The following is a 26,157-nucleotide window of genomic DNA, read 5'->3' on the forward strand; positions in this document are numbered from 1 at the left end:
CGTGCATCGCTGCCTGGGGCCGGCGGCACCGGTCGAAGCCTGCCGGCGCGGGGCCGCGCGCGGCGCAACGGGTAAGCGCGGACTAGGCTGCCGGGCGCCGCGCCGCTACACTCCGACGATTCCCGTCGTCGCGCTCGCACCGTCTCATCATGTCCGCCACCACCCGCTCATCGTCCGCCGCGCTGCAGGGCGCACTCTATGTCGCACTGTCCGCCGCCGCGTTCGGCGCGATGGCGATCTTCGGCCGCTATGCGTATGCGGCAGGCGTCGACGTGCTCGGGCTCCTGATCGTACGCTTCGCGATCGGCGGTGCGATCCTCGCGGCGATCGCGCGGCACCGCCGCGTGGCGTGGCCGCGCGGGCGCACGCTCGCGCCGCTCGTGGCGATGGGCGCGCTCGGCTACGTCGGGCAGTCGTTCTGCTATTTCAGCGCGCTCCAGCATGCACAGGCGAGCCTCGTCGCGCTGCTGCTGTACCTGTATCCGGCCTTCGTCACGCTGCTCGCGGCGTGGTGGCTCGGCGAGCGCCTCACGCGCGCGAAGGCGGTCGCGCTCGTGCTCTGCGTCGCGGGCTCCGCGCTGATGGTCGGCGGCGGCCACGGCGAGCCGCTCGGCATCGCGCTCGCACTGGCCGCCGCGGTGATCTATTCGCTGTACATCGTCGGCGGCACGAAGGCGACGCGCGGCGTCGATCCGCTCGCGACCACCGCGATCATCTGCCTGTCGGCGACCGCGACGCTCATCGCGATCGCATTCGTGCGCACCGCGGCGTTCGGCGCGCCGCCGCGCTGGCCGGCGACGGCCGGCGGCTGGGGGGCGATGCTCGCGATCGCGCTGGTGTCGACGGTCGCCGCGATGCTCGCGTTCTTCGCCGGCCTCGAGCGGCTCGGGGCCGCGCGCACGTCGATGCTGTCGACGCTCGAACCGGTGGTGACGGTCGCGCTCGCGGCGCTGTTGTTCGGCGAAGCGCTGTCGCCGCTGCAGTGGGCGGGCGGCGTCGCGATCCTCGCGGCCGTGCTGGCGCTCGTGCGCGCGGGCGGCGCGGCGGCCGACGATGCGACGGCGACGTCGAATGCATGACGGGGAAGGGGAAGCCGCCGGCGCCGAGACAGGGCCGGTCGGTTGTATCGCGCATGGCGCGAGTGGCCGGCGCGATGCGTGGGTACGTCAGCCGCGGCCGACGCGCGTCACTCGTTCGGCGGCGGCGTCTTCGGCCGGAATTCGCACAGCGGCTCGATCGCGCAGTGCCAGCATTCGGGCTTGCGCGCCTTGCACACATAGCGGCCGTGCAGGATCAGCCAGTGATGCGCATCGTGCAGGAATTCCTTCGGCGTGAATTTCTCGAGCGCGGCCTCGACGGCCTTCACGTCCTTGCCCGGCGCGAGCCCGGTGCGGTTCGCGACGCGGAAGATGTGCGTGTCGACCGCGATCGTCGGGTGGCCGAATGCGGTGTTCAGAATGACGTTCGCGGTCTTGCGGCCGACGCCCGGCAGGCTCTCGAGCGCGTCGCGATCGGCCGGCACCTCGCCGTCGTAACGCTCGAGCAGGATCTGGCAAGTCGCGACCACGTTCTTCGCCTTGGTGCGGTACAGGCCGATCGTCTTGATGTAGTCGGCGACGCCTTCTTCGCCGAGCGCGACGATTTGTCGCGGGGTGTTCGCGACCGGAAACATCTTCCGCATCGCCTTGTTGACCGACACGTCGGTTGCCTGCGCGGACAGCATCACCGCGATCAGCAACTCGAACGGTGTCGTGTACTCGAGCTCGGTGGTCGGATGCGGATTGAGGCTCTGCAGCGTTTCGTAGATCGCGCGTCGTTTGGTGGCGTTCATGGACGGTGCTTGTCGGACGGCGCGGACGAGTCGTTGCGGTCGTCGTTGTTGTCTGGAGCGTCGTGGTCGTCACCGGCTGTCGGGGCCTCGGCGTCGCGCTGCGCCTGCTGTTCGGCGAGCCGCTTGCGGCGCGCTTCCGCCGCATCGATCTGCGCCTGTACGGCCGCGCTGACGCCGTCGGTGTTCTTCGGCCCGGCACCTTGCTCGGACAGTTCTTCCTTCTTCTTGCGGGCGCGTTCCAGCGCGGCGGCGATGATCGCGCGTTTCTTCGCGTCGGCGTCGTCGGCCGGCGCGGCGCTCGGTGCACCGGGCTGCGTGCCGGATTCTGCCGCGGCCGGCGCGGCATGGGCGGCACCGGCACCGGCGCTGGCCGCGCGGCGGGCGGCGGCGCGCGCTTCGGCGGCCTCGCGTTCGCGGCGCTGGCGCGCGAGCCGGCGATCGTGGCGCTCGCGCGCGGCGTCGGCCTGTTGCTGCGACCACGCGTCCCAGCCGGTGCGCTCGCCGGTCACGGGGACCATCGCGATGCAGTCGACCGGGCAGGGCGGCACGCACAGGTCGCAGCCCGTACACAGCGACTCGATGATCGTGTGCATTTGCTTCGGTGCACCGACGATCGCGTCGACCGGGCACGCCTGCAGGCACAGCGTGCAGCCGATGCACAGGCTTTCGTCGATGAACGCGACGGCGCGCGGATGCTCGGCGCCGTTGACGGGGTTCAGCGGGATCACGGGCTTGCCGAGCAGGTTCGCAAGGCGCGCGATGCCTTCGGCACCGCCGGGCGGACACTGGTTGTAGTTCGCGTCGCCGGCGGCGATCGCGACGGCATACGGACGACAACCGTCATAGCCGCACTTCGTGCATTGCGTCTGGGGCAGCAGATCTTCGATGCGATCTGCGAGAGTCTTGGAATCGGTCACGGTGACGACAGGCTGACAACAGGCGCAGCAGCGCCGACTGGCTCTCGGCCGCGTCTGGCGCGGCCGGAAAGGTTTGCCAAAGCTCGATTATCGCCGATTTCCCGCATTGCGCTGGACGCCGTCTGTGCGCATAATCGAACCGCTTTTTTGCAGGGGCTCAGCAGGAGGGCGGCCGTACGCGGCGCACCCGTTCCAGGGCGGCCGGCGCCGAGGCGGTGGGGGTGCCGGTCCGGATCACGCGGCTCACATAGCAAAACGCCACATGAATCAGCCAAAAATCAAAAGAGATCCTGAAGGTACACGCCGCCGCATCCTGATGGCGGCAGCCGAAGAGTTCGCGAGTGGAGGGCTGTTCGGCGCGCGCGTCGATCAGATCGCGCGACGAGCCGAAACCAACGAGCGCATGCTCTATTACTACTTCGGCAGCAAGGAGCAGCTGTTTACGGCCGTGCTCGAACACGCGTTCTCCGCGCTGACCGAAGCCGAGCGCGTGCTCGATCTCGATGGCGTTGCGCCCGTCGAAGCCGTCACGCGGCTCGCGCACTTCGTGTGGGACTACTACCGCGACCACCCGGAACTGCTGCGGCTCATCAACAACGAGAACCTTCACGAAGCGCGCTACCTGCACAAGTCGACGCGAATTCGCGAGATGATGTCGCCGATCGTCGCGAAGCTCGGCAACGTGCTGATGCGCGGCCAGAAGGCCGGCCTGTTTCGCAGCGACGTCGATCCGCTGCACTTCTACGTGACGTTGTCGGGGCTCGGCTACTACATCGTGTCGAACCGCTTCACGCTCGCCGCGACGCTCGGCCGCGACTTCAGCGACGCCGACGAGCGCGCGGAAATGGTCAAGATGAACACCGAGGTGCTGCTCGCGTACCTGCTGCGGCGCTGAACTCGAGAACCGACGAACGAACCCCCGAGCCGATGTGTCGCGCGCGCGCGGCCGCCGGATAAAACAACGCCGCCGTGCGCAAGCAACGGCGGCGTTTTTGCGTCGGAACGCGGTGCGTCAGGCGGCCTTGCGCACACGCACGGGCTTGGCGCGCGTGCTCCCCGTGCGTTTCGCGGCCGGGACAGCCTTCGCGGCGGCCGTCTTGGCGGGCGCCACCGTCACGGCCGGTGCCTTTGCGCGCGAGCGTTTCGCGGTGGCGGTGCGTGCCGTCGTTTCGGGCAGTGGCCTGGCGGCCGGCACGGCGCCGATCGTCGTCGCGTCCTGCGCATCGGGAGGCAGCTTGGCCGCGCCGTTCTTCGGTTCCGGCGGATGCTCGCGGATGAAGTCGCGCAGCTGCGGGTAGATGATCGTGCGCCAGCGGCGACCCGAGAAGATCCCGTAGTGACCGCACTTCTCGGCGGTCAGGCTGCGGCGGTCGTCCTGCGGGATGCCCGTGCACAGCTCGTGCGCGACGTGCGTCTGGCCGCTGCCCGAGATGTCGTCGAGTTCGCCTTCGATCGTCATCAGCGCGGTGTGCTTGATGTCCTGCGGACGCACGCGCTCGCCGTCGACGTCCCACGTGCCTTCCGCAAGCTGGAATTCCTGGAACACGACGCGGATCGTCTCGAGGTAGTACTCGGCCGCCATGTCGAGCACCGCGTTGTACTCGTCGTAGAAGCGGCGGTGCGCTTCGGCGTCGTCCTCGTCGCCGCGCAGCAGGCTCTGGTAGAAGTCCCAGTGCGATTGCGCGTGACGTTCCGGGTTCATCGCGACGAAGCCCGTGTGCTGCAGGAAGCCCGGATACACCCGGCGGCCTTCGCCCGGGTAGTTAGCGGGCACCGTGTGGATCACGTTGTTCTCGAACCACGCGGTCGAGTGTTGCGTCGCCAGCGAATTCACCGACGTCGGGCTGCGGCGCGCGTCGATCGGGCCGCCCATCATCGTCATCGTGAGCGGCGTGTCCTCGCCGCGGCTCGCCATCAGCGAGATCGCCGCGAGCACCGGCACCGTCGGCTGGCACACGGAGATGACGTGCAGGTTGCGCGCGCCGATGTGGCGGATGAATTCCTGGATGTACGCGATGTAGTCGTGCAGGTGGAACGGACCGACCTCGACCGGCACCATGCGCGCGTCGATCCAGTCGGTGATGTACACCTTGTGGTCCTGCAGCAGCGTGCGCACGGTATCGCGCAGCAGCGTCGAGTGGTGGCCCGACAGCGGCGCGCAGACCAGCACGACCGGCTCGTCCTTCAGTTGCGTGACGGCGTCGGCGTCGTCCGAATAGCGCTTGAAGCGCAGCAGGCGGCAGAACGGCTTCTCGATGATCGTCTGCTCGACGATCGGAATGTTGTGGCCGTCCTTGACGATCTGATGAAGGTTGAATTCGGGCTTCTCGTAATCCTTGCCGAGCCGGTACATCAGTTCATATGCCGCGGCCATCCGCGGCGCGCCGGGTATCAGCGAGAACGGGCTGGACGGATTGGCGAACGACTTGGAAGCGGCCTGGGCCCAGGCCGTGAGCGGGCTCAGCATTGCCCGCTGGAATTCGTGCAGTTGGTAAAGCATGCAGACTACTCCCGCGTGGGGGACGGTGCGGGCGGCGTGAGGCGTCGCGGCGAGCCGTGTGGGTCAGCGACCGGCCATGTTGCAGTGCGGCCGGACAATCGTGTCGATCATATCGGACAACGATGAATGTTGCAATGCAACATTTCTCCGTTGTTTCATCAAACTTTTGTGAATTGACGATCTCTGAAGAAGCCGCTCCTCTATTGTCCTAGTGTGCCACCACCGCCGCTCAGCGCCCCGTCGCCACGGCTGGCGCGGGCTGCCCGGCCGCGCGCGCCATTGCCTCTTCGTGGTGCATCAGGTTCATCGCGGTATGTACCAGCGCCACGTGCGAGAACGCCTGCGGGAAATTCCCGACCAGCCGGCCGTCGACCGGATCGTATTCCTCGGCGAGCAGCCCGAGGTCGTTCGACAGCGCGAGCAGCCGGCTGAACAGGCGGTGCGCGTCGTCGATCCGGCCGAGCAGCGCATAGTTGTCGACCAGCCAGAAGCTGCACGCGAGAAACGTGCCTTCGCCGGGCGGCAGGCCGTCGTCGTACTCGGTCGTGCGGTATCGCATCACGAGCCCGTCATGCAGCAATTCCCGCTCCACCGCATCGACCGTGCCCACGATGCGCGGGTCTTCCGGCGGCAGGAAGCCGAGCAGCGGCATCAGCAGCACGCTCGCGTCGAGTTCGTCGCTGCCGTAGCTTTGCGCAAACGCCTGTTTGCCTTCGTGCCACGCGTTTTCGCAGACGTCCGCGTGGATCCGGTCGCGCAGCCCGCGCCAGCGATCGAGCGACGCGGGCAGCCGGAACATCTCCGCCGACTTGATCGCGCGATCGAACGCGACCCACGCCATCACCTTCGAGAACGTGAAATGGCGGCGGCCGCCGCGGGTTTCCCAGATACCCTCGTCGGGCTCCTGCCAGATCTTCTCGAGATGGTCGAGCAGCGAACACTGCACGGACCACACCGTGTCGTCGGCCTGCAGGCCGCCCACGCGCGCGAGGTGCAGCGCGGCCATCACTTCGCCGAACACGTCGAGCTGCAGCTGGTTCGCGGCGCCGTTGCCGACCCGCACCGGTTTCGAATCCTCGTAGCCGGGCAGCCAGTCGAGCTCCATCTCCGGCAGCCGGCGCTCGCCCGCGATCCCGTACATGATCTGGATCTGCTCCGGCGAGCCGGCCATCACGCGGCCGAGCCACGTGCGCCATGCGCGTGCCTCGTCGTAGTAGCCGCCGCGCATCAGCGCGAGCAGCGTGATGGTCGCGTCGCGCAGCCAGCAGTAGCGGTAGTCCCAGTTGCGGTTGCCGCCGATCTTTTCGGGCAGCGACGTGGTGGGCGCGGCGACGATCCCGCCGGTCGGCTCGTACGCGAGCGCCTTCAGCGTGATCAGCGAGCGGCGCACCGCGGCCGCGTAGCGGCCTTGCACCTGGCAGCGCCCCGACCATTCGAGCCAGTAGTTCTCGGTGCGCGCGAGCATCGACAGCGGATCGCGCGCGGGCGGCAGCCGCAGGTGGGACGCCGCGTAGCCGAGCGAGAACGGCACGCGCTCGTCGGCGCTCACCGTGAATTCGGCGAGCGTATGGAGATTCTTGCCGGTGAGCGGCACCGGCGTGCGCAGCACGACCGTGTCGGGACCGGCAATTGCCTTCATCCCGCTTTCGCGCGACAGCTGCGTGACCCACGGAATCGAGAAACCGTAGTCGAAGCGCAACACCAGCTCCATGCGCATCTTCATCGTGCCGTGCCGGCCGACGACGATTCGCACGAGTTCCGACCAGCCGTTGCCGGGCGGCATGAAGTCGATCACCGTGACGGCGCCGTCGGCGCTTTCGTAGTCGGTTTCGAGGATCAGCGTGTCGCCGCGATAGCGGCGGGTCGTGTGCGTGATCGCGGCGTCGGCGGCCGGTGCAAGCAGCCAGCGGCCGTGCTCCGGGGTGCCGACGAGCGCCGCGAAACAGGCGCCCGAATCGAAGCGGGGCCAGCACAGCCAGTCGACGGAGCCGTCTTTCGAAATCAGCGCGGCCGTGTGGCCGTCGCCCACGAGGGCGTAGTCTTCGATCAAGGCGGGCATGGGCAAGCGGTCCTTAGGTATTCGAGTTCACAATGCAGCTGCGGCGCTCCGGTTTCACGCGCCGGCGCCGCGCCCCGTATACTCGGCCGGGCGGCGGAGCGCATGAACGGCCGGCGGTCCGCCCTATCTCAACACTTGAAGCGACTCGACGCAAGGAGGATTCAATGCCCAACCGATTACGCGAGCATGACGCGCGCGCTTCGACACGAGGGTTCCCGCTTAGGGTCGCTCATTGGGTGAAAGGTTTCGCAATCGTGCTGTCCCTGTCCGCAAGTCACGCGTTCGCGCAACAAGCGCCGGCACCGGCCGACGGCGTCTACAACCTGCTCGTCGGCACCTATACCGGGCACGGCAGCGACGGCATCTACGTGTACCGGTTCGATACGAAAACCGGCAGCGTCGCGCCCGTGTCGTCCGCGAAGACCGTGAATCCGTCCTATCTGTTGCCGAGCCGCGACGGTCGCACCGTCTACGCGGTCAACGAACTGCCCGGCGACAACGGGCCGGCCTCGCAGCGCGGCGGTATCAGCGCGTTCGGGTTCGACGCGAAGACAGGTGCGCTCACGTTCATCGACCGTGTGTCGGCGGAAGGGAATGACCCTTGTTATCTCGCGCTGTCGCCGGACGGCAAGTACCTCGTCACCGCGAACTATTCGGTTGCGGCCGATCCGGGCGGCAGCTTCGCGGTGTTGCCGATTGCCGACGGCGGCGCGGTCGGCCCGGCCGTGCTGACCGTGCATCACGAAGGCACCGGGCCCGTGAAAGGGCGCCAGGATGGTGCGCACGTGCACTCGACGGTGTTCTCGCCGGACGGCCGTTACCTGTTCGTGCAGGACCTCGGCGCCGACAAGATCTACGGGTATCGCTACACGGTCGACGGCAGCCGCGGGCTGATCAGCCCGACCGACACGCGCTACACGCCCGTGAAGGCCGGCTCCGGCCCGCGTCACATGGTGTTCAGCGCCGACGGCCGGTTCGCCTATGTCACGAGCGAACTCAACGCGTCGGTCGAGGTGTTCGGCTATCACGACGGCAAGCTGACGCCGGTCGAGACGGTGCCGATGACGGTGCCGGGCTTCAAGGGCAAGGTCGGCGGCGGTGCGATCCACCTGTCGCCGGACGGACGCTTCCTGTACGCAAGCAACCGCGGCGACGTGAACGACATCGTGATCTATGCGGTGAACCACGCGGACGGCCGGCTGAAGACGGTCGGGCGCCAGTCGAGCCTCGGCAAGACGCCGCGCGAATTCCTGATCGACCCGACCGGCAAATGGCTGATCGTCGGCAACCAGGACAGCGACACGTTCTACGTGTTCAACCGCGATGTCGAAACGGGGCAGCTCGGCCCGAATCCGCGGAAGGTGGCGCTCGGCAGCCCGGTCGACTTCAAGCTGGTGCCGGTCGCGCAGTAAATCCGGGGCGATGTAAAAAGGGCGCTGCAGATGCAGCGCCCTTCGGCCCTTCTCGTGAGGGAGGCCCGCTTGCGCAGGTGCCCGTGTCGGTCGTCGGCGGCCCGGGCGGCCGCCATGCTCAGTCGGCCGCGGCCGGCACGAGCACCTCGCGGCTGCCGTTGATGCCCATCGGCGATACGAGTCCGGCGGCTTCCATCTGCTCGACGAGACGTGCCGCGCGGTTGTAGCCGATGCGCAACTGACGCTGCACGGACGAGATCGACGCGCGCCGCGTGCGCACGACGAACGCGACCGCTTCGTCGTACAGCGGATCGGCTTCCGCATCCGGCGCGTCGCCGAACAGGTCCTGCGTCGCACCGTCGGCGGCCGGGCCGTCGAGAATCCCTTCCTCGTACTGCGGCTCGCCGAACTGCTTCAGGTATTCGACGATCCGGTGCACTTCCTCGTCGGCGACGAACGCGCCGTGCACGCGCTGGGGGTAGCCCGTGCCCGGCGGCAGGAACAGCATGTCGCCCTGACCGAGCAGCGATTCGGCGCCCATCTGGTCGAGAATCGTGCGCGAGTCGATCTTCGACGACACCTGGAACGCGACGCGCGTCGGGATGTTCGCCTTGATGAGACCGGTGATCACGTCGACGGAAGGGCGCTGCGTCGCGAGAATCAGGTGGATGCCGGCCGCGCGCGCCTTCTGCGCGAGACGGGCGATCAGCTCCTCGATCTTCTTGCCGGCGACCATCATCAGGTCGGCCAGCTCGTCGATCACGACGACGATCAGCGGCAGCTTCGACAGCGGCTCGGGATCGTCGGGCGTCAGCGAGAACGGGTTGCCGATCTTCTTTTCCTTCGCCTCGGCATCGCGGATCTTCTGGTTGAAGCCCGCGAGGTTGCGCACGCCGACGGCCGACATCAGCCGGTAGCGCTTCTCCATTTCGCCGACGCACCAGTTCAGCGCGTTCGCCGCGAGCTTCATGTCGGTGACGACCGGCGCGAGCAGGTGCGGGATGCCTTCGTAGACCGACAGCTCCAGCATCTTCGGGTCGATCATGATCAACCGGACGTCTTCCGGCGTCGCCTTGTACAGCAGCGACAGGATCATCGCGTTGATCGCGACCGACTTGCCGGAACCGGTCGTGCCGGCGACCAGCATGTGCGGCGCCTTCGCGAGATCGGTGACGACCGGGTGGCCGGTGATGTCCTTGCCCATCGCGATCGTCAGCTGCGACGTCGAGTGCTGGTACTGGCGCGATTCGAGAATTTCCGACAGGCGGATCATCTGACGTTTCGCGTTCGGCAGCTCGAGGCCCATGCAGGTCTTGCCGGGAATCGTCTCGACGACGCGGATCGACGTGAGGCCGAGGCCGCGCGACAGGTCCTTCATCAGGCCGACGATCTGGCTGCCGCGCACGCCGAGCGCGGGTTCGATCTCGAAGCGCGTGATCACCGGGCCGGCCGATGCACCGACCACCGTTACCGGCACCTTGAACTCCTGCAGGCGCTGTTCGATGATCTGGGCCGTTTGCGCGAGATGTTCTTCGGTGATCGTTTCGACGTCGTCGGAAGCGGGCTCGAGCAGGTCGAGCGTCGGCAGTTCGACGTTGAACGACGCGGGCGCGTGGAATTCGAATGCGTTCGGACGCGGCGGCCGGGTGGGGGCTGCCAATGCGTCGGCGGCCGCGATATCCGGTTCCGCGGGGGCCGTGGGGTCGGCGGCCGGCGGCTGGGTGGCTTCCGGAAGCGTTACGGGCGGAGGCGGCGCGATTGTGACGGCGGGCGCGGTCGTTGCGCCGGCGCCGGGCATGGACCAGCTTGCCGGCGCGGCGGCGAACGATTGGGTTTGCGGTGCGGGTGCCGGTGCCGGTGCCGGTGCGGCGGCGAACGATTGGGCTTGCGGTGCCGCTGCCGGTGCGGCGGCGAATGACTGGGCTTGCAGTGCCGGTGCCGGCACGGGCGCGGTGGGTTGCGCCGCGAGCGGTGTGTTGATGGCTGCGCCCGGGGCGGAGTAGGCCGGCGCTGCCGATACTGACGGCGGCGCGGAAGGCGCGGTCGAGGCCGTCGCAGCAGAGGTTAATGCGCTGCCTGACGGCGCGGGTGCCACGGCGGCAGGCGACACCGGCGCGCTTGCCGTCGGTTGCGATGCAGCGACGCTGAAGGCCGTGCCGGTCGACGCAGCTGTCACGGTCGGGGAAGTGGGTGCGGCGCTCATCGCCGAAGTGCTCGTCGCAGCGGCGGCGGTGAATGCGCTACCGGACGGCGCGGATGCCACGGCGGCAGGCGACACCGGCGCGCTTGCCGTCGGTTGCGATGCAGTGACGCCGAAGGCCGTGCCGGTCGAGGCGGCTGCCACGGTCGGGGAAGCGGGCGCGGTGCTCATCGCCGAGGCGCCCGTCGCAATCGTCGCGGCCGCTGCGGGAAGCTGCGTCGCGCTCGAGCTGGAAGCGTCGGCTACGGACGTCGGGACGGACGTTGCCGCCGTTGCGTTCGGCGTAGGCCAGGACGGCTGCGTGGTGGCCGAGCCCGATGCACTCGTTGCAGCCACCGGCGCGGGTGTGGCGGTTGCCGCCGGCAGCGCTGCGGACGGGGAGGCGGTGTCAGCCGATGTCGTGTGGGCCGGCGTCGCCGGTGCAGGCGCCCCTGCACGATCGCTGAATCCGTACGCGGTGCTCGCGACCCCCGTCGCTGCGGATGGCGCGACCGATGCAGCGGACATGGCCGATACGGCAGGTTGCGACGGCGAACCCGAGGCCGTATTCGTCATGCCGGTAAACGAAGACGTCGCGGCGACCGGCGAGTTGCCCGCCGTGTTCGCCTGCGCCGGCGCAGCAGAACTGGCTGCGCTGCCGACGAGCGACGACGCGCCGGTTGGCGAGATCATCGGCGCGGCGGCGAAGGGTTCAGCGGACAACGGCTTCGACCACGACGCGGATGCGGTGGCATCGATGGAAGCAGGTTCCGGGATCGTCGAAGTCGACGCAGCAGGTGCCGGTGCCGGCGGCGCGGCGCGTTGCGTGTCTGCGGGCGACGGCGCGGTTTCGCTCTCGCGCTTCACTGCCGCTTTCCAGACCGTTCCCGTCGCGACGTCGGCCGGCGCCGGATTCGCCGCAGCCAAGGTCGACGTTGTCGCCACAGCTGCCGCGGCTGCAGGCATCACGTCGGGGAGCGGACGCGCGGGCGTTGCCGCGATCGACGAAGCGGGGAGGGGAGTGGCTGGCGCAACGTGCTCGACGGGCTTCACGCCGTCCGGCGCGACGGGCGCGTGTTGTTCCGCATCGGCCAATACGCCGGCATCGGCGGAAAGTGCAGATCGCGACGGGTGCTGGTTGACGATGTCGGCGGCCGAGGCCGCGTCCATCGTATTGACGATGCGGCCCGCATCGCTCGCCGTTGAGTTGACGGCGCTCGAAGACGTTTCGACTGCCGCGCCTGCAGCGAGCGACTCGCCCACGCCTGACAGCGGCGTGGAAATCGGGCTTTGGTGCGACGCGCCGAATCCGGAAACCGGCTGGCTGACGATGTCTTCCCACGGCGCAAAGTCGATCGGCGCGTCGAAGGCCGGCGCGGTGCGCGCATCTGCATCATGCAGAGGCTCGTCGTCGGCATGATGCGCCGGCGCGTTGGTCTCGACGCCGAGATCCGACACGACATGGCGCGCAGCGTCACCGAACGCCGAGGCGCCGGTATCCATGTCATCGAAAACAGGCGTGCGCACGCTCGGCTCGGCCGGCATGAACGCATCCAGCACGATCGGCTCGTTGTCGTCATATGCCGACGACACGGTTTCCCGCGCCTCCTGGCGGCCTGCATCATGCGGCGCAACCGGATGCGCACCCGCAACGACCGCGGCCGGTGCGGCCGTCGATGCCATCGATGCCATCGCGGCCACGCTGCCTGCCGCGGCCGCGGCCGCGGCGCCAGCCACGGCGGCCGTCGTTGTCGACCCATCGCTCGACCGCACGCCGTCCAGCGTCGCCCACTGCGCGGTGCTGGCCTCGATCGAGCGCAGCGTGTCGTGAACGCTCGGCGCCGGCGTGATCGGCTCCGCGGGTTGTTGCACCCATGCGTAGAGCGGTGCGCGCGCCGGGGCCGGCGGCGCCGGGCGCCGGCGCGCGGCTTCCTGCGACTGGCCGGCGGCGGCGGTGGCGCCGGCGCCCGTGATCGGGCGCGCGGGCGTGCGCGGCGGCGTTGCGGCGACCGGGCGCGGCGTGACGGCGGCGCGCGGTGCGGCCGGCTGCTTCAGTGCGGCTGCGGCAGGTCGCGCGGTGGCCGGTTGCGGCCGAACGGGTTCGAACCCGACCGGAAGGGGCGCCGGATTCGGACGCGGGACCTGTGCGTTCGCGGCGGCACGCGCGAGGCTCGCGGTGCTGCCGGTGGTCGGGGGCGGCATCGCGCTCGTCGTGCCCGGCGCGGGCGGCACCGGCATCCGGTTGGCGGGCGTCGGCTTCAGCCATCCCGACGGCGCGACCGGCTCCGCGAACGGGCGCGGCGCGGGCCTGCTGCGCGGCTTCGGCCGGGCCTGCGGATCGGGCTTCCACAGCGTCGGGCGCGAATACCGGCCGTTCTGCCGCGGCGCCATCGAGTTGACGGTGTGGGCGGTAGTCGGCTGCACGATGTCGTCGTCGCGGTGCAGCGCACTGCGCGGCAGGTCGGCGACGCCGCGCACGTCGTCGTCGGCGACATCGCGCGCGAGCTTCACGCCGAACGACGTATCGACCCATGCGGCGAACTGCCGCCAGCCGATGCCGGTCAGCCACGGCAGGCCCGCGAAGAACAGCACGACCATCGCGACCGGCGTGCCGATCGGCCCGAGCAGATGCGTGAAGCCGTTCGAGAGCGCATGGCCGAGCGCGTTGATGTCGGGGCCCGACAACGGGCTCGTCAGCGCGCAGCTCGCGACGAACACGGCAGCGAAGCCGAGCCACAGGCGAATCGAGCCGGGGCCGGCGAGCCCGCCGCCGCCGGGCAGCATCGCCTGAACGAGACGCCAGAAGAGAAGGAGGAACCAGACGGCGGAGATGCCGAACCAGCCGAAGACAACCGTGTGCATGCTTTGATGAAACAGGAAGAGGGTGGGGCGCGCGGTGCGCGACCCGCCGAGTTTAACCGGCCGACGAACGAGACTGACAGCGCGCCGAGGCAGTATGAAGGCAGCGATGCGCGTTCAGGCTGCCGCGCGCATATGTCGTGAATCCGCGTGCGGCGAAGGCGGTCGGTCGGCCTTCGCCCGCGTGCTGCATCAGGAGTTCCGGCGCGTGAAGGTCAGCGTCTCGCCGGCTTCGGTCACGATCTGCAACTGCTGCGGCTCGCGCATCTGCACGCCGGTCTTCTGGATGTGCGCGAGCGCGTCGAGGTACGCGCGCTCGAGCTGGCCGCCGAGCGCGTTCGGGCACGCCATCCGCGTGCCGGCGAGCGGGCCGAAGCTCAGCAGGCCGTTCTTGAGCGCGTAGGTGCCCATGTAGCGGTTGCAGCCCGAAAAGCCGCTGGCGCGTCGCACGCCCGAATCGGTGGACAGCGCGAGCTTGATCGGCTCGCCGTTGTCGCCGTGCGGAATCGTGCGCGGCGTGCCGTCGGCGTTCTGCCAGCTCGTGAGCTCCCAGCTCGTGTCGTCGAGCAACTGGACGGCGGCGGGGTTGTACGGGTCGGGGGCGGGGGCGGCGGAGTCGGAATGGGTCGGCATCGCGCAGGCGGCGAGAAGCGTGGCAAGCGTCAACGCGCAGAGCGGCGCGCGCAACGGGCGAAGCAGGCCGGTGCGTGCGCGTGCGGCGGCGGACAGGTGGGACATGAGCCTCGTTCCTCATCGGATTCTGATCAAGGCGTAAGAGTAACGCACCCGCCCCGCGCGAGGCGAGCCGACACTTCACGCGTGAAAACGTTCGCAGCGTGCCTGCGGGCCGCACGCGGCGCGGCGGCGGCGCTACGAAGCCGCCGAAACAACCGCCCGAACCGACGCCGATGCGCGTGTTAACATCGAAGCCGTTTTCGTCCTCCAACAGAACCAGCGGGAAATCACATGCAGATCGGTCAGCGGCTCGGTACGCCGCTTTCACCCTCGGCCACGCGCGTCATGCTGCTCGGCGCGGGCGAACTCGGCAAGGAAGTCATCATTGCGTTGCAGCGGCTCGGCGTCGAAGTCATTGCGGTCGACCGCTATGCGGACGCACCGGGCCACCAGGTCGCGCATCGCGCGCACGTGATCGACATGACCGACGCCGCCGCGTTGCGCGCGGTGGTCGAGGCCGAACGTCCGCACCTGATCGTGCCGGAAATCGAGGCGATCGCGACCGACGCGCTCGCGGCGATCGAGGCGGCCGGCCTCGCCGAGGTGATCCCGACCGCGCGCGCGACGCAGCTCAGGATGAACCGCGAAGGCATCCGCCGGCTCGCGGCCGAGGAGCTCGGGCTCGCGACTTCGCCGTACGCGTTCGCGGAGTCGTTCGATGCGTTCAGCGCGGCCGTCGCGAAGATCGGCATGCCGTGCGTCGTGAAGCCGGTGATGTCGTCGTCGGGCAAGGGGCAGTCGGTCGTGCGGACCGAAGCCGACGTGAAGCCGGCGTGGGACTACGCGATGGCGGGCGGCCGCGTGAACCACGGCCGCGTGATCGTCGAGGGCTTCATCGATTTCGACTACGAGATCACGCAACTGACCGTGCGGGCGATCGACCCGGCCACGCTGGAGACGCGCACCTACTTCTGCGAGCCGGTCGGCCATGTGCAGGTCGCGGGCGACTACGTCGAATCGTGGCAGCCGCAGCCGATGAGCGCGGTTGCGCTGGAAAAGTCGCGCGAGATCGCGCACAAGGTGACCGAGGCGCTCGGCGGGCGCGGGACGTTCGGCGTCGAGCTGTTCGTGCGCGGCGACGACGTCTGGTTCTCCGAGGTGAGCCCGCGGCCGCATGACACCGGCTTGGTCACCCTCGCGTCGCAGCGCCAGTCGGAGTTCGAACTGCACGCGCGCGCGATTCTCGGGCTGCCGGTCGATCCGACGCTCGGCTCGCCGGCCGCGTCGGCGGTGATCTACGGCGGGCTCGACGAGCGCGGGATTGCGTTCGAGGGCGTGCGCGACGCGCTCGCCGTGCCGGGCGCCGACCTTCGACTGTTCGGCAAGCCGGAAAGCTTCGCGAAGCGCCGCATGGGCGTTGCGCTCGCGACCGGCGCGACCGTCGACGAAGCCCGCGAACGCGCGAAGCGCGCGGCGGCGGCCGTGCGGCCCGTGTCGGCGAACTGACCGAGCCAGGGGAGAACGAAGGCGTCGACATGGCGGCGGATCGGACGTACGGCCAAGCTGGGCGCCGCGCTGGCGCTGGTCGCGAGCCTTGCAGGGTGCGGGCTCGCGGCCGCGCCGTGCCGGGTCGCGTCGGCCGGGTTGAAGATCGTGCCGCTGGTCGGCCATGTGGCGGCCGCGCCGACCGACGCGTGCGCCGACGTCATCGATCCCTGACCGACGGACCTTCGATTTCTTCGACTTCCTTCGATTCATCCCGACGATAACCGCGCCCCGCGAGGGCGCGCTTCCACCCGTCTCGTGAGAGGACCTGCATGATTCGCCACATCTTCGCCGCGGTCGCGCTGGCCGGCACCGCCGTTTCCGTCGTTTCCGTCGCGCATGCCGCGCAACTTACCGTCGAGGAAATCGACGCCGATGCGCGTGTGCAGGCCGTCTACCAGTGTGCGAGCCAGAAGCAGCCGGTACGCGTGTCGTACTGGCGCGCGGGCAACGGCCAGAGCTTCGCGCTGGTGCCGGTCAACGGCCAGCAGTTGCTGTTCGTCGATACCGTGTCGGCGTCGGGCGTGCGCTACCAGGCCGGACGCTATACGTGGTGGACGAAGGGCAAGGAAGGGACGCTGCGCGACGAGATCGCCGATCAGAACGCGGCGCCGCTGCTCGGCGACTGCGTGCAGGTCGAGAAGAAGAAAAAGAACAAGAGCTGAGCGTCGCGCGCGATCGGAGAGGCGATGCAAGCGTGCCGATCGCCGCGATCGCCGCAATCACCCCGATCACCGCGATCGCAGCACTCAGCGCCGGCAGCCCGATTTGACCTCTGCGCGGCGGGGCCGGCCAAGTCGCGCTCTTCGGCCGCGCGATGCTTTGCGGATCGCCGCAGCCGCGATTCGGCCCCGTTTTTTGGCCGTCGGCCGATCGACATAGCCCGACCGCTCGCACATCGCCGTGCGCCCGGCCTGCCGGCGCACGCCGCGAACCGCCTCGGTGGCCGTTCGCGGCGTTGTCACGGACAGATGGCCGCGCAGTGCTACAATACGGCCCTTTCCGCCGGCATTCGCGCCGAACGGAGTCCGCACGGCCTGGCGTCCAGCGTTCGCATTGAACCGGACCCAAGCGCCAGAGCGGCGCCGCGCGGCGCGCCGCGGCTCCGTCTATTTCCGAATTGTGATGAGCGCAGGCCCGGCCGGCCTGACGCACGATGTCCCCGCCGCGCCTTTTGAGCGAAACGCCACCATGTCCGATTCTGTCGCCAAGCCTGTCGACGCAACCTTCGATCAATTCGGCCTTGCCCCCGATATCCTGAAAGCCATTGTGGAGCAGGGCTATACGACGCCGACGCCGATCCAGGCGCAGGCCATTCCGGTCGTGCTCGCCGGCCGCGACGTCATGGGCGCCGCGCAAACGGGCACCGGCAAGACCGCGAGCTTCTCGCTGCCGATCATTCAGCGTCTGCTGCCGCAGGCCAACACGAGCGCGTCCCCGGCGCGCCACCCGGTGCGGGCGCTGATCCTCACGCCGACGCGCGAGCTCGCCGACCAGGTCGCCGCGAACGTGCACGCGTATGCGAAGCACACGCCGTTGCGCAGCGCGGTGGTGTTCGGCGGCGTCGACATGAACCCGCAATCGGCCGAACTGCGCCGCGGCGTCGAGATCCTGATCGCGACGCCGGGCCGCCTGCTCGACCACGTGCAGCAAAAGACCGCGAATCTCGGTCAGGTCCAGATCCTCGTGCTCGACGAAGCCGACCGGATGCTCGACATGGGCTTCCTGCCCGACCTGCAGCGCATCCTGAACCTGCTGCCGAAGGAGCGCCAGACGCTGCTGTTCTCGGCCACGTTCTCGGGCGAAATCAAGAAGCTCGCGTCGACCTACCTGCGCAACCCGCAGACGATCGAGGTCGCGCGCAGCAACTCGACCAACGCGAACGTCACGCAGATCGTCTACGACGTCGCCGAAGGCGACAAGCAGGCGGCCGTCGTGCAGTTGCTGCGCGATCGCGGGCTCAAGCAGGTGATCGTGTTCTGCAACAGCAAGATCGGCGCGAGCCGGCTCGCACGCAACCTCGAGCGCGACGGCGTGGTCGCATCGGCGATTCACGGCGACAAGACGCAGCTCGAACGGATGCAGGCCCTCGACGCGTTCAAGCGCGGCGAGATCGAGGCACTCGTCGCGACCGACGTGGCCGCGCGCGGTCTCGACATCGCCGAACTGCCGGCCGTGATCAACTTCGACCTGCCGTTCAGCGCGGAAGACTACGTGCACCGGATCGGCCGTACGGGCCGCGCGGGCGCGACCGGCGATGCGCTGTCGCTGTGCAGCCCGAACGAGCGCAAGCAGCTCGCCGATATCGAGAAGCTGATCAAGCGTCCGCTCGACGTGCAGACGCTCGTGCTCAACAAGCCCGCACGCCATCGTCACGAAGAACGTGGCAGCGAGCGTGGCGGCGATCGAGGTGAGCGCGGCGGCGAACGTGGCGGCCGTCGCGATCGCGAAGAGCATCGCGGTGCGTCGGCGCGTCGTTCGGGCGGTTCCGAGCGTGGTGGCCATCACCGTCGCCACGAGGCGCCGGTCGACGATTTCTTCCTGAAGCCGTACGAACCGTCGGTGCCGGCGACGCAGCCGGACGACACGAAGTCCGCGCAGCAGACCGAGAAGAAGGGGCCGAAGCGTCAGGTTGCCGCGCTGCTCGGCGGGTTCGGGATGCCGCGCAAGCCGTCGGCGTAACCGGACGGTTCAGGCGGTCGAGGCGGCGCGCGAGCGCTGCCGCGCAAACGGGTGCATGCGTTGAGCATGTGCCCGTTTTTCATTGGACGACGCATTTGGGAGGGCGCGCGAGGGGCGGTTGCTTGCCGTGTGCGGCAGCGGCGGTTGCCGATGCGTTACCGTGCCGTGTCGTTGGCATGCGTGCCGTTCCGGGCTGCGGTCGTGATTTAGCGGTGAAGCAGGCTGAGGCGGTGAAGTGGTGAGGCGGTGAGGCAGGCTGAGGCAGGCTGAGGCGGTGAAGCGGTGAAGCGGTAAAGTGGTGAGGCGGTGAGGCGGTGAGGCGGTGAACCGTCAAGGTGAGACAGGCGACCAGCGCAAGCCGGTCCTGAGCGGTTCAAGCGCGCCGTGGCCCGAAGCGACGCGCCCACGCATCCGTCGCGGCCGCGTAGAACGCGTCCATCGTATTGCCCGACAGTTCGCCATCGGCCGTCAGGCCAAGATGCGCGGCGGCGGCGCGAAGCGCCGGCAGCGGATCGTCGCGCTCGAGCGCGAGCGCACCTGTCTGCTTGCTGAGTTTCTCGCCGTTCGCGTCGACGACGACCGGCACGTGCAGGTAGTCAGGCGTCGGCACGCCGAGACAGCGCTGCAGGTAGATCTGGCGCGCGGTCGAGTCGAGCAGGTCGGCACCGCGCACGACGCTCGTGATGCCCGCGTCGGCATCATCGACCACGACCGCGAGCTGGTACGCCCACTGGCCATCCGCGCGCTTCAACACGAAATCGCCGACTTCCGTCGCGAGATTCTGCACTTGCGTGTGCTGCCAGCGGTCATCGAACGTGACGATCGCAGCGTCGCCGTCCGGCACGCGCAGCCGCCACGCGCGCGCGGGCTTGCCGTGCAGGCCGGTGCGGCAGGTGCCCGGATACGCGAGGGTCGTGTGGCGCTCGTGCGCCGCGCGCAGCGAATCGGCGATTTCCTTGCGCGTGCAGCCGCACGGATAGACGCGCCCCGCGGCGACGAGCCGTTCGAGCGCGGCCGCATAGGCGGCCTCGCGCGTGCTTTGCCATACGGGCGGCTCGTCGGGCGTCATGCCGAAATGCGCGAGCGTCGCGAGGATGTCGTCCGCGGCGCCGGGCACCGTGCGCGGGCCGTCGATGTCCTCGATGCGAACGAGCCACGCGCCGCCGTGCGCGCGTGCGTCGAGCCAGCTCGCAAGCGCACCGACCAGCGAGCCGAAATGCAGCGGGCCGGTGGGCGACGGCGCGAAGCGGCCGCGATAGCCGTTCATCGGGGCGCGGCGCAACGCGCGTTTACGCGGCGCTTGCCGCCTGTGCGCAGGCCGGGCACGACTGACCGGGCACGTAGCTCGGCGATTGCTGGGCTTCGGGCGTGACGACCGCACGGCATGCGAAGCACGTGACGTTCTCGGTCGGCTGCAGTTGCGGGTTCAGCGCGGTGCGGTAGTCGAACACGAAGCAGTCGCCGTGGTAGTGCGCGCCGCCGACTTCCTCGAAATACTTCAGGATCCCGCCCTCGAGCTGGTACACGTTCTCGATGCCGATTTCCTTCATGTGGATCGCGGCCTTCTCGCAGCGAATGCCGCCGGTGCAGAACGACACGACCGTCTTGCCCTCGAGATCGGCGCGGTTCGCGTCGATCACTTCCGGGAACTCGCTGAACTTGTCGATCCGGTAGTCGAGCGCGTCGTCGAACGTGCCGACGTCGACCTCGAACGCATTGCGCGTGTCGAGCATCACGACCGGGCGGCCGGCGTCGTCGTGGCCGCGGTCGAGCCACGTTTTCAGCGTGTGCGCATCGACCGACGGCGCACGGCCGAGCTCGGGTTTGATCGCCGGCTTCTTCATCGTGATGATCTCGCGCTTCAGGCGCACGAGCATCCGGCGGAACGGCTGCGAATCGGACAGGCTTTCCTTGAACTGCAGCGTCGCGAACTTGCCTTCGAACAGCGGATCGTGGCGCAGGTAGTCGATGAACGCGTCGGTTGCTTCGCGCGGGCCGGCGACGAACAGGTTGATGCCTTCCGGCGCGAGCAGGATCGTGCCGCGCAGGCCGAGTTCGTTGCAGCGGGCGGTGACGAGCGGGCGCCATTGCTCGGTCGCGTCGAGCGACACGAAGTGGTAGGCGGCGAGGTTGACGATGGTCATGATGATCGGACGGGAAAACGGCCGCGGCCGTGCGGCGGGCGCACGGCGGCCCCGCAAATAAGGGTGCGAAGCCCGGGCGAAGATTCGAAAACCCGTATTATCCCGCAAACTGCGCATGCGTCGGCACTCGACCGTTCGGCCGACCCCGCGCGCATCGGCCGAACGGCCAGCGCGGGGGATTTTTTGGGCAGCCTGCGCGACGACGCGGCTACAATAACGCCCATGTCAGATCCCCGCTTCGTCCATCTTCGCGTTCACTCCGAATTCTCGATTGCCGACGGCATCGTGCGTCTCGACGACATCGTCAAGGCGGCGGCCGCGGACGGCCAGGGCGCGCTCGCCCTCACCGATCTCGGCAACGCATTCGGCCTCGTCCGTTTCTACCAGGAAGCCCGCGGCAAGGGCATCAAGCCGATCGCCGGCTGCGACGTCTGGATCACCAATCCGGACGATCGCGACAAACCGTCGCGCCTGCTGCTGCTGGTGAAGGACAAGGTCGGCTACCTGAACCTGTGCGAGCTGCTGTCGAAGGCGTGGCTCACGAACCAGTACCGCGGTCGCGCCGAGCTCGACGCGAGCTGGCTCGACGGCGAGCTGTCGCAGGCGCTGCTTGCGCTGTCGGGCGCGCAGCAGGGCGATATCGGGCTCGCATTCGCGGCCGGTAACGAGGAAGCCGCGCGCCGTCATGCCGAGCGCTGGGCGAAGGTATTTCCGGGCGGCTTCTACATCGAGCTGCAGCGTTACGGCCAGCCGGGCGCCGAGGCGTACATCCAGCAGGCCGCGACGCTTGCCGCGTCGCTGAAGCTGCCGGTCGTCGCGACGCACCCGACGCAGTTCATGACCGACGACGATTTCACCGCGCACGAAGCGCGCGTGTGCATCTCGGAAGGCGACATGCTCGCGAATCCGCGGCGCCAGAAGCGTTTCACGACCGATCAGTACTTCCGCACGCAGGACGACATGGTCGCGCTGTTCGCCGACCTGCCGTCGGCGGTCGCGAACACGGTCGAGATCGCGAAGCGCTGCAACCTGAAGCTCGAGCTCGGCAAGCCGAAGCTGCCGCTGTTCCCGACGCCGGACGGCATGTCGCTCGACGACTACCTGGTCCAGCTGTCGAAGGACGGGCTCGAGAAGCGCCTCGAGCAGCTGTATCCGGACGCGGCGGAGCGCGACGCGCAGCGCGACACGTACTACAAGCGGCTCGAATTCGAGTGCGGGACCATCACGAAGATGGGCTTCCCGGGCTACTTCCTGATCGTGGCCGACTTCATCAACTGGGCGAAGAACAACGGCGTGCCGGTCGGGCCGGGCCGCGGTTCGGGTGCCGGTTCGCTGGTCGCATACGCACTCGGCATTACCGATCTCGACCCGCTGCGCTACAACCTGCTGTTCGAGCGATTCCTGAATCCGGAACGCGTGTCGATGCCCGACTTCGACATCGACTTCTGCCAGCACGGCCGCGATCGCGTGATCCAGTACGTGAAGGAAAAATACGGCGCGGATGCGGTGTCGCAGATCGCCACGTTCGGCACGATGGCCGCGAAGGCGGCCGTGCGCGACATCGGCCGCGTGCTCGATCTCGGCTACATGTTCACCGACGGCGTGGCGAAGCTGATCCCGTTCAAGCCCGGCAAGCACGTGACGATCGCCGACGCGATGAAGGAAGAACCGCAGCTGCAGGAGCGCTACGATCACGAAGACGAAGTGCACCAGCTGCTCGACCTCGCGCAGCGCGTCGAGGGCCTCACGCGTAACGTCGGGATGCACGCGGGCGGCGTGCTGATCGCGCCCGGCAAGCTGACCGATTTCTGCCCGCTGTACACGCAGGGCGACGACGGCGGCGTCGTCAGCCAGTACGACAAGGACGACGTCGAAGCCGTCGGCCTCGTGAAGTTCGACTTTCTGGGTCTCACGACGCTGACGATCCTCGACTGGGCCGAGCGCTACATTCGCCGCCTCGATGCGTCGAAGGCCGACTGGTCGCTCGCGCAGGTGCCGCTCGACGATCCCGCATCGTTCCAGATCCTGAAGAAGGCCAACACGGTCGCCGTGTTCCAGCTGGAAAGCCGCGGGATGCAGGGCATGCTGAAGGACGCGCAGCCCGACCGCTTCGAGGACATCATCGCGCTCGTGTCGTTGTACCGTCCGGGCCCGATGGACCTGATCCCGAGCTTCTGCGCACGGAAGCACGGCCGCGAGAAGGTCGAGTATCCGGATCCGCGCGTCGAACCCGTCCTGAAAGAGACCTACGGCATCATGGTCTATCAGGAGCAGGTGATGCAGATGGCGCAGATCATCGGCGGCTACTCGCTCGGCGGCGCTGACTTGCTGCGCCGCGCGATGGGCAAGAAGAAGCCCGAGGAGATGGTCAAGCACCGCGAGATCTTCGCCGAAGGTGCGGCGAAGAACGGCCTCACGCGCGAGAAGTCGGACGAGATCTTCGACTTGATGGAGAAGTTCGCGGGCTACGGCTTCAACAAGTCGCACGCGGCCGCGTACGCTCTGCTCGCGTACTACACCGCGTGGTTGAAGGCGCACCATCCGGCCGAATTCATGGCGGCCAACATGACGCTCGCGATGGACGACACCGACAAGGTGAAGATCCTGTTCGACGACTGCATCGTGAACAACCTCGTCGTGTTGCCGCCGGACATCAACCAGTCGCATTACCGGTTCGAGCCGGTCGCGGAAGCCGATGGCAAGCGCTCGCGTACGATCCGCTACGGTCTCGGCGCGGTGAAGGGCAGCGGCCAGAACGCGATCGAGGAAATCCTGCGCGCGCGCGAGGAAAAGCCGTTCAGCGACCTGTTCGACTTCTGCGAGCGGATCGACCGGCGCATCGTCAACCGCCGCACGGTCGAGGCGCTGATCCGCGCCGGCGCGTTCGATTCGCTGAACGCGAACCGCGCGCAGATGCTCGCGTCGGTGCCGCTCGCGATGGAAGCGGCCGAGCAGGCCGCGGCGAACGCGATGCAGGCCGGCCTGTTCGACATGGGCGCCGAGTCGCCGCACGCGCATGCGCTCGTCGACGAGCCCGCATGGGACGACAAGCGCCGCCTGCAGGAAGAGAAGGGCGCGCTCGGCTTCTACCTGTCCGGCCACCTGTTCGACGCGTATCGCGACGAAGTGCGCCGATTCGTGCGGCAGAAGGTCGGCGACCTGAAGGAAGGGCGCGACAAGCTCGTCGCGGGCATCATCGCGTCGCTGCGCACGCAGATGACCCAGCGCGGCAAGATGCTGATCGCGTTGCTCGACGACGGTTCGGGCCAGTGCGAAATTACGATCTTCAACGAGCAGTTCGAGGCGAACAAGGCACTGTTCAAGGAAGATGAACTGCTGATCGTGCAGGGGCAGGCGCGCAACGATGCGTTCACCGGCGGCATCCGCTTCACGGCCGACACCGTGATGGACCTCGAACGCGCGCGCAGCCGCTATGCGCAGGCGGTGCGGCTCACGATGAACGGCAATGCCGATGCGTCGGCGCTGCGTCGCGTGCTCGAGCCGCACGTGTCGAAGGACGAACCGGCTGCCGCGCCCGCATTCGAGGCGCCCGCGCCGCGCGGCGGTGGCCGCGACGGCGGTCGCCGCCCGCAGGCGCCGCTGCCGAACGGGCTCGCGGTCCAGGTTCACTACAGCAACGCGCGCGCGCAGGGCGAAATGCGCCTGGGCGACGCGTGGCGCGTGAAGCCGAGCGACACGCTGCTCGCGGAACTGCGCGCGACATTCGACGGCAGCGTCGTCGAAATCACGTACTGAGCGCGTCGCCCGAGCGGCCCGTCGCATCGCCATCGTGCGGTGCGGCGGGCCGTTTTCATTTCGGCGCACGCTTGGGGCTGTCGTCCGGACGCTATACAATCCGTCGCGCACGAGGCAGATGCGGCGCCTGCCGCGATTCGTCCGCGGGCCACGCAGCATCGCACGCGTGAAAACGGGGACGGTTCGGCGCGGCACGCGATGCCGCACGGTACCGCAATCGACCAAGCGACGAGGCCGGCACGGGCAGGGCGCCAGGATGCCGGTCGGTACGAGACGATAAAAAATCGACAGCACGACCACTACAATGGCCAACCGGAAACCGATGCGGCGGATCCTCGTGATCCGGATAGATTTTCTGGGCGACATGCTCTGCACGACCGGTTTTCTCGGCGCGCTCAAGCAGCGCTGGCCTGACGCGGAACTGCACGTGGTCGCGAACCGCTACAACGCGGCGGCGCTGGCCGGCAACCCGCACGTGCATTCAGTCCATACCTACGTGTACAGCCGTCAGTGCGAGCGCAACGATCGCCCGGGGCGCATGCGCGCGTTCTTCGACCGGCTGCGGCTCGTGCGCCGGCTGCGCCGCCTGCGGTTCGACCTCGTGGTCGTGCCGAACGGCGGCATGCATCGCAGCAGCATCCAGTTCGCGCGCCAGCTTCGCGTGAAGGATTGCCGCTGGCACGATGCCGAATCCGAATTCGACGATCGCAAGCCCGAACACGTCGCGTCGCGGCCGATGTGCCATGAAGCGCTGTCGGGATTCCGGCTCGTCCCCGAACTCGCGCGTACCGATCTCGAGGGTCTCGCATTGTCTGTCCATCCGGACAGCGCGCTGCAGGACACCTGGTATCGGCTGCTCGGGCCGCGCACCAAACCGCGCGTCGGGCTGTTCGTGTCGAACAAGGCCGCCGAGCGGCGCTGGCCGGCCGATCGATGGCGCGACCTGGCCCGGCGGCTCGAGCCGGTCGCCGACGTGATCGTGTTCCGCGATCCGGTCATGTCGGCGCAAGCCGGCGCCGCCGATGACGCGTGGCGGGACGTGAACGCGCGGCATGTCGCGCCGCCGTCGGTGGCCGAGCTGATGGCCGCCGCGAGCCTGCTCGACGCGATCGTGTCGGCCGACAGCGCCCCGGTGCATCTCGCGTCGGCGCTTGGCGTGCCGGTGGCCGCGCTGTTCGAGGACCGTCCCGAGAAGTACCGGCGCTGGCATCCGCTCGGCGTGCCGCACATGATCCTGCGGGCGGGGCCGACGGTCGACGCGATCGGAGTCGACGCGCTCGAGCGCGCGGTGCTCCATCTGTTGACGCAGGCCGCGCAGCCCGGGCAGCCCGACGACGCGACGAACGGCGTGACGAAGGGCGCGATGCCGCTTCCTGCGGCCGCGCGCGCGACACCCGCCGCCGGCGCGATCGTTTCGTAGTCTGCTGCAGACCGGCCGCGGCAGACCGGGGGCGGTACGGCGCCCGGAGCGCACACGCCGGCAACCGAGAACGGCGGCTTCAAGTCGAGCTGTGCGATTCGCGTCGCTGCGGCGTCGGAAACAGGGACGCCGCCTACCGCCCACCGCCTACGGTCCACCGCCCCCCGCCCCCCGCCCC

The 26,157-nt window shown here is 68.7% G+C and carries 18 protein-coding genes and 1 pseudogene; 11 read left to right on the forward strand and 8 right to left on the reverse strand.

Annotated elements, in window-relative coordinates; all coding sequences use genetic code 11:
- Positions 1-149 precede the first annotated feature (149 nt).
- Positions 150-1,079, forward strand: a complete 930-nt coding sequence (locus C7H84_RS34485) for a DMT family transporter (protein WP_121862984.1) — start codon at positions 150-152, stop codon at positions 1,077-1,079.
- Between the two features lie 107 nt (positions 1,080-1,186).
- Here the strand turns inward: C7H84_RS34485 and nth are convergent, their stop codons facing one another.
- Both nth and rsxB read right to left on the reverse strand, forming a co-directional pair.
- Positions 1,187-1,831, reverse strand: a complete 645-nt coding sequence (gene nth / locus C7H84_RS34490) for an endonuclease III (protein ID WP_121862985.1) — start codon at positions 1,829-1,831, stop codon at positions 1,187-1,189.
- A pseudogene (gene rsxB, locus C7H84_RS34495) lies at positions 1,828-2,855 on the reverse strand (electron transport complex subunit RsxB). Before rsxB ends, nth begins: the two are co-directional and overlap by 4 nt.
- A 155-nt stretch (positions 2,856-3,010) precedes the next feature.
- On the opposite strand from rsxB, the gene C7H84_RS34500 reads away from it, so the two are divergent.
- The gene (locus C7H84_RS34500) at positions 3,011-3,643 is read left to right on the forward strand and encodes a TetR family transcriptional regulator (protein WP_121862987.1); all 633 of its coding nucleotides are present in this window, start codon (positions 3,011-3,013) and stop codon (positions 3,641-3,643) included.
- A gap of 117 nt (positions 3,644-3,760) precedes the next feature.
- Here C7H84_RS34500 and phaZ read toward each other — a convergent pair whose 3' ends face one another.
- Both phaZ and C7H84_RS34510 read right to left on the reverse strand, forming a co-directional pair.
- The gene (phaZ, locus tag C7H84_RS34505) at positions 3,761-5,248 is read right to left on the reverse strand and encodes a polyhydroxyalkanoate depolymerase (protein WP_121862988.1); all 1,488 of its coding nucleotides are present in this window, start codon (positions 5,246-5,248) and stop codon (positions 3,761-3,763) included.
- A 229-nt stretch (positions 5,249-5,477) separates the two neighbouring features.
- Positions 5,478-7,307, reverse strand: coding sequence for a glycoside hydrolase family 15 protein (locus C7H84_RS34510; RefSeq protein WP_121862989.1), 1,830 nt, complete (start codon positions 7,305-7,307; stop codon positions 5,478-5,480).
- Between the two features lie 164 nt (positions 7,308-7,471).
- Here C7H84_RS34510 and C7H84_RS34520 point away from each other — a divergent pair, with 164 nt between their 5' ends.
- Positions 7,472-8,719, forward strand: coding sequence for a lactonase family protein (locus C7H84_RS34520; RefSeq protein WP_121862990.1), 1,248 nt, complete (start codon positions 7,472-7,474; stop codon positions 8,717-8,719).
- A gap of 118 nt (positions 8,720-8,837) precedes the next feature.
- Here the strand turns inward: C7H84_RS34520 and C7H84_RS34525 are convergent, their stop codons facing one another.
- A complete protein-coding gene (locus C7H84_RS34525) occupies positions 8,838-12,443 on the reverse strand; it encodes a DNA translocase FtsK (protein ID WP_240462183.1) in 3,606 nt (1,201 codons plus the stop codon).
- Here C7H84_RS34525 and C7H84_RS37415 point away from each other — a divergent pair.
- Positions 12,418-12,729 (forward strand): hypothetical protein, encoded by a 312-nt coding sequence (locus C7H84_RS37415; protein WP_240462184.1) that lies wholly within the window; start codon positions 12,418-12,420, stop codon positions 12,727-12,729. The genes C7H84_RS34525 and C7H84_RS37415 overlap by 26 nt on opposite strands.
- Before the next feature lie 123 nt (positions 12,730-12,852).
- The gene (locus C7H84_RS37420; protein WP_240462185.1) at positions 12,853-13,689 is read left to right on the forward strand and encodes a hypothetical protein; all 837 of its coding nucleotides are present in this window, start codon (positions 12,853-12,855) and stop codon (positions 13,687-13,689) included.
- 260 nt (positions 13,690-13,949) lie between these two features.
- Here the strand turns inward: C7H84_RS37420 and C7H84_RS34530 are convergent, their stop codons facing one another.
- Positions 13,950-14,495 carry an META domain-containing protein gene (locus C7H84_RS34530; protein ID WP_121862992.1) on the reverse strand — a complete coding sequence of 182 codons (546 nt, stop codon included), beginning with the start codon at positions 14,493-14,495 and terminating at the stop codon, positions 13,950-13,952.
- Between the two features lie 228 nt (positions 14,496-14,723).
- On the opposite strand from C7H84_RS34530, the gene purT reads away from it, so the two are divergent.
- From purT to C7H84_RS34550, 4 genes are all read left to right on the forward strand, one after another.
- Entirely contained in the window at positions 14,724-15,938 is a 1,215-nt protein-coding gene (gene purT / locus C7H84_RS34535; RefSeq protein WP_121862993.1) for a formate-dependent phosphoribosylglycinamide formyltransferase, read from the forward strand.
- Positions 15,939-15,977: 39 nt separating this feature from the next.
- Complete coding sequence (locus C7H84_RS37710; RefSeq protein ID WP_346428412.1) at positions 15,978-16,151, forward strand: DUF6726 family protein; 174 nt, start codon at positions 15,978-15,980, stop codon at positions 16,149-16,151.
- Between the two features lie 98 nt (positions 16,152-16,249).
- On the forward strand, positions 16,250-16,642 hold the full coding sequence (locus tag C7H84_RS34540) for an MliC family protein (protein ID WP_121862994.1): 393 nt from the start codon (positions 16,250-16,252) through the stop codon (positions 16,640-16,642).
- 460 nt (positions 16,643-17,102) lie between these two features.
- A complete protein-coding gene (locus C7H84_RS34550; RefSeq protein ID WP_121862995.1) occupies positions 17,103-18,659 on the forward strand; it encodes a DEAD/DEAH box helicase in 1,557 nt (518 codons plus the stop codon).
- 373 nt (positions 18,660-19,032) lie between these two features.
- Here the strand turns inward: C7H84_RS34550 and gluQRS are convergent, their stop codons facing one another.
- Both gluQRS and C7H84_RS34560 read right to left on the reverse strand, forming a co-directional pair.
- Positions 19,033-19,926 (reverse strand): tRNA glutamyl-Q(34) synthetase GluQRS, encoded by an 894-nt coding sequence (gene gluQRS / locus C7H84_RS34555; RefSeq protein ID WP_121862996.1) that lies wholly within the window; start codon positions 19,924-19,926, stop codon positions 19,033-19,035.
- Positions 19,927-19,948: 22 nt separating this feature from the next.
- On the reverse strand, positions 19,949-20,803 hold the full coding sequence (locus C7H84_RS34560) for a sulfurtransferase (protein WP_121862997.1): 855 nt from the start codon (positions 20,801-20,803) through the stop codon (positions 19,949-19,951).
- Between the two features lie 222 nt (positions 20,804-21,025).
- On the opposite strand from C7H84_RS34560, the gene dnaE reads away from it, so the two are divergent.
- Complete coding sequence (dnaE, locus tag C7H84_RS34565) at positions 21,026-24,559, forward strand: DNA polymerase III subunit alpha (protein ID WP_121862998.1); 3,534 nt, start codon at positions 21,026-21,028, stop codon at positions 24,557-24,559.
- 304 nt (positions 24,560-24,863) lie between these two features.
- Positions 24,864-25,979, forward strand: coding sequence for a glycosyltransferase family 9 protein (locus C7H84_RS34570; protein WP_121862999.1), 1,116 nt, complete (start codon positions 24,864-24,866; stop codon positions 25,977-25,979).
- Positions 25,980-26,157 lie beyond the last annotated feature (178 nt).

This window comes from Burkholderia sp. Nafp2/4-1b, from assembly GCF_003635165.1.
In the GTDB taxonomy this organism is placed as follows: domain Bacteria; phylum Pseudomonadota; class Gammaproteobacteria; order Burkholderiales; family Burkholderiaceae; genus Burkholderia.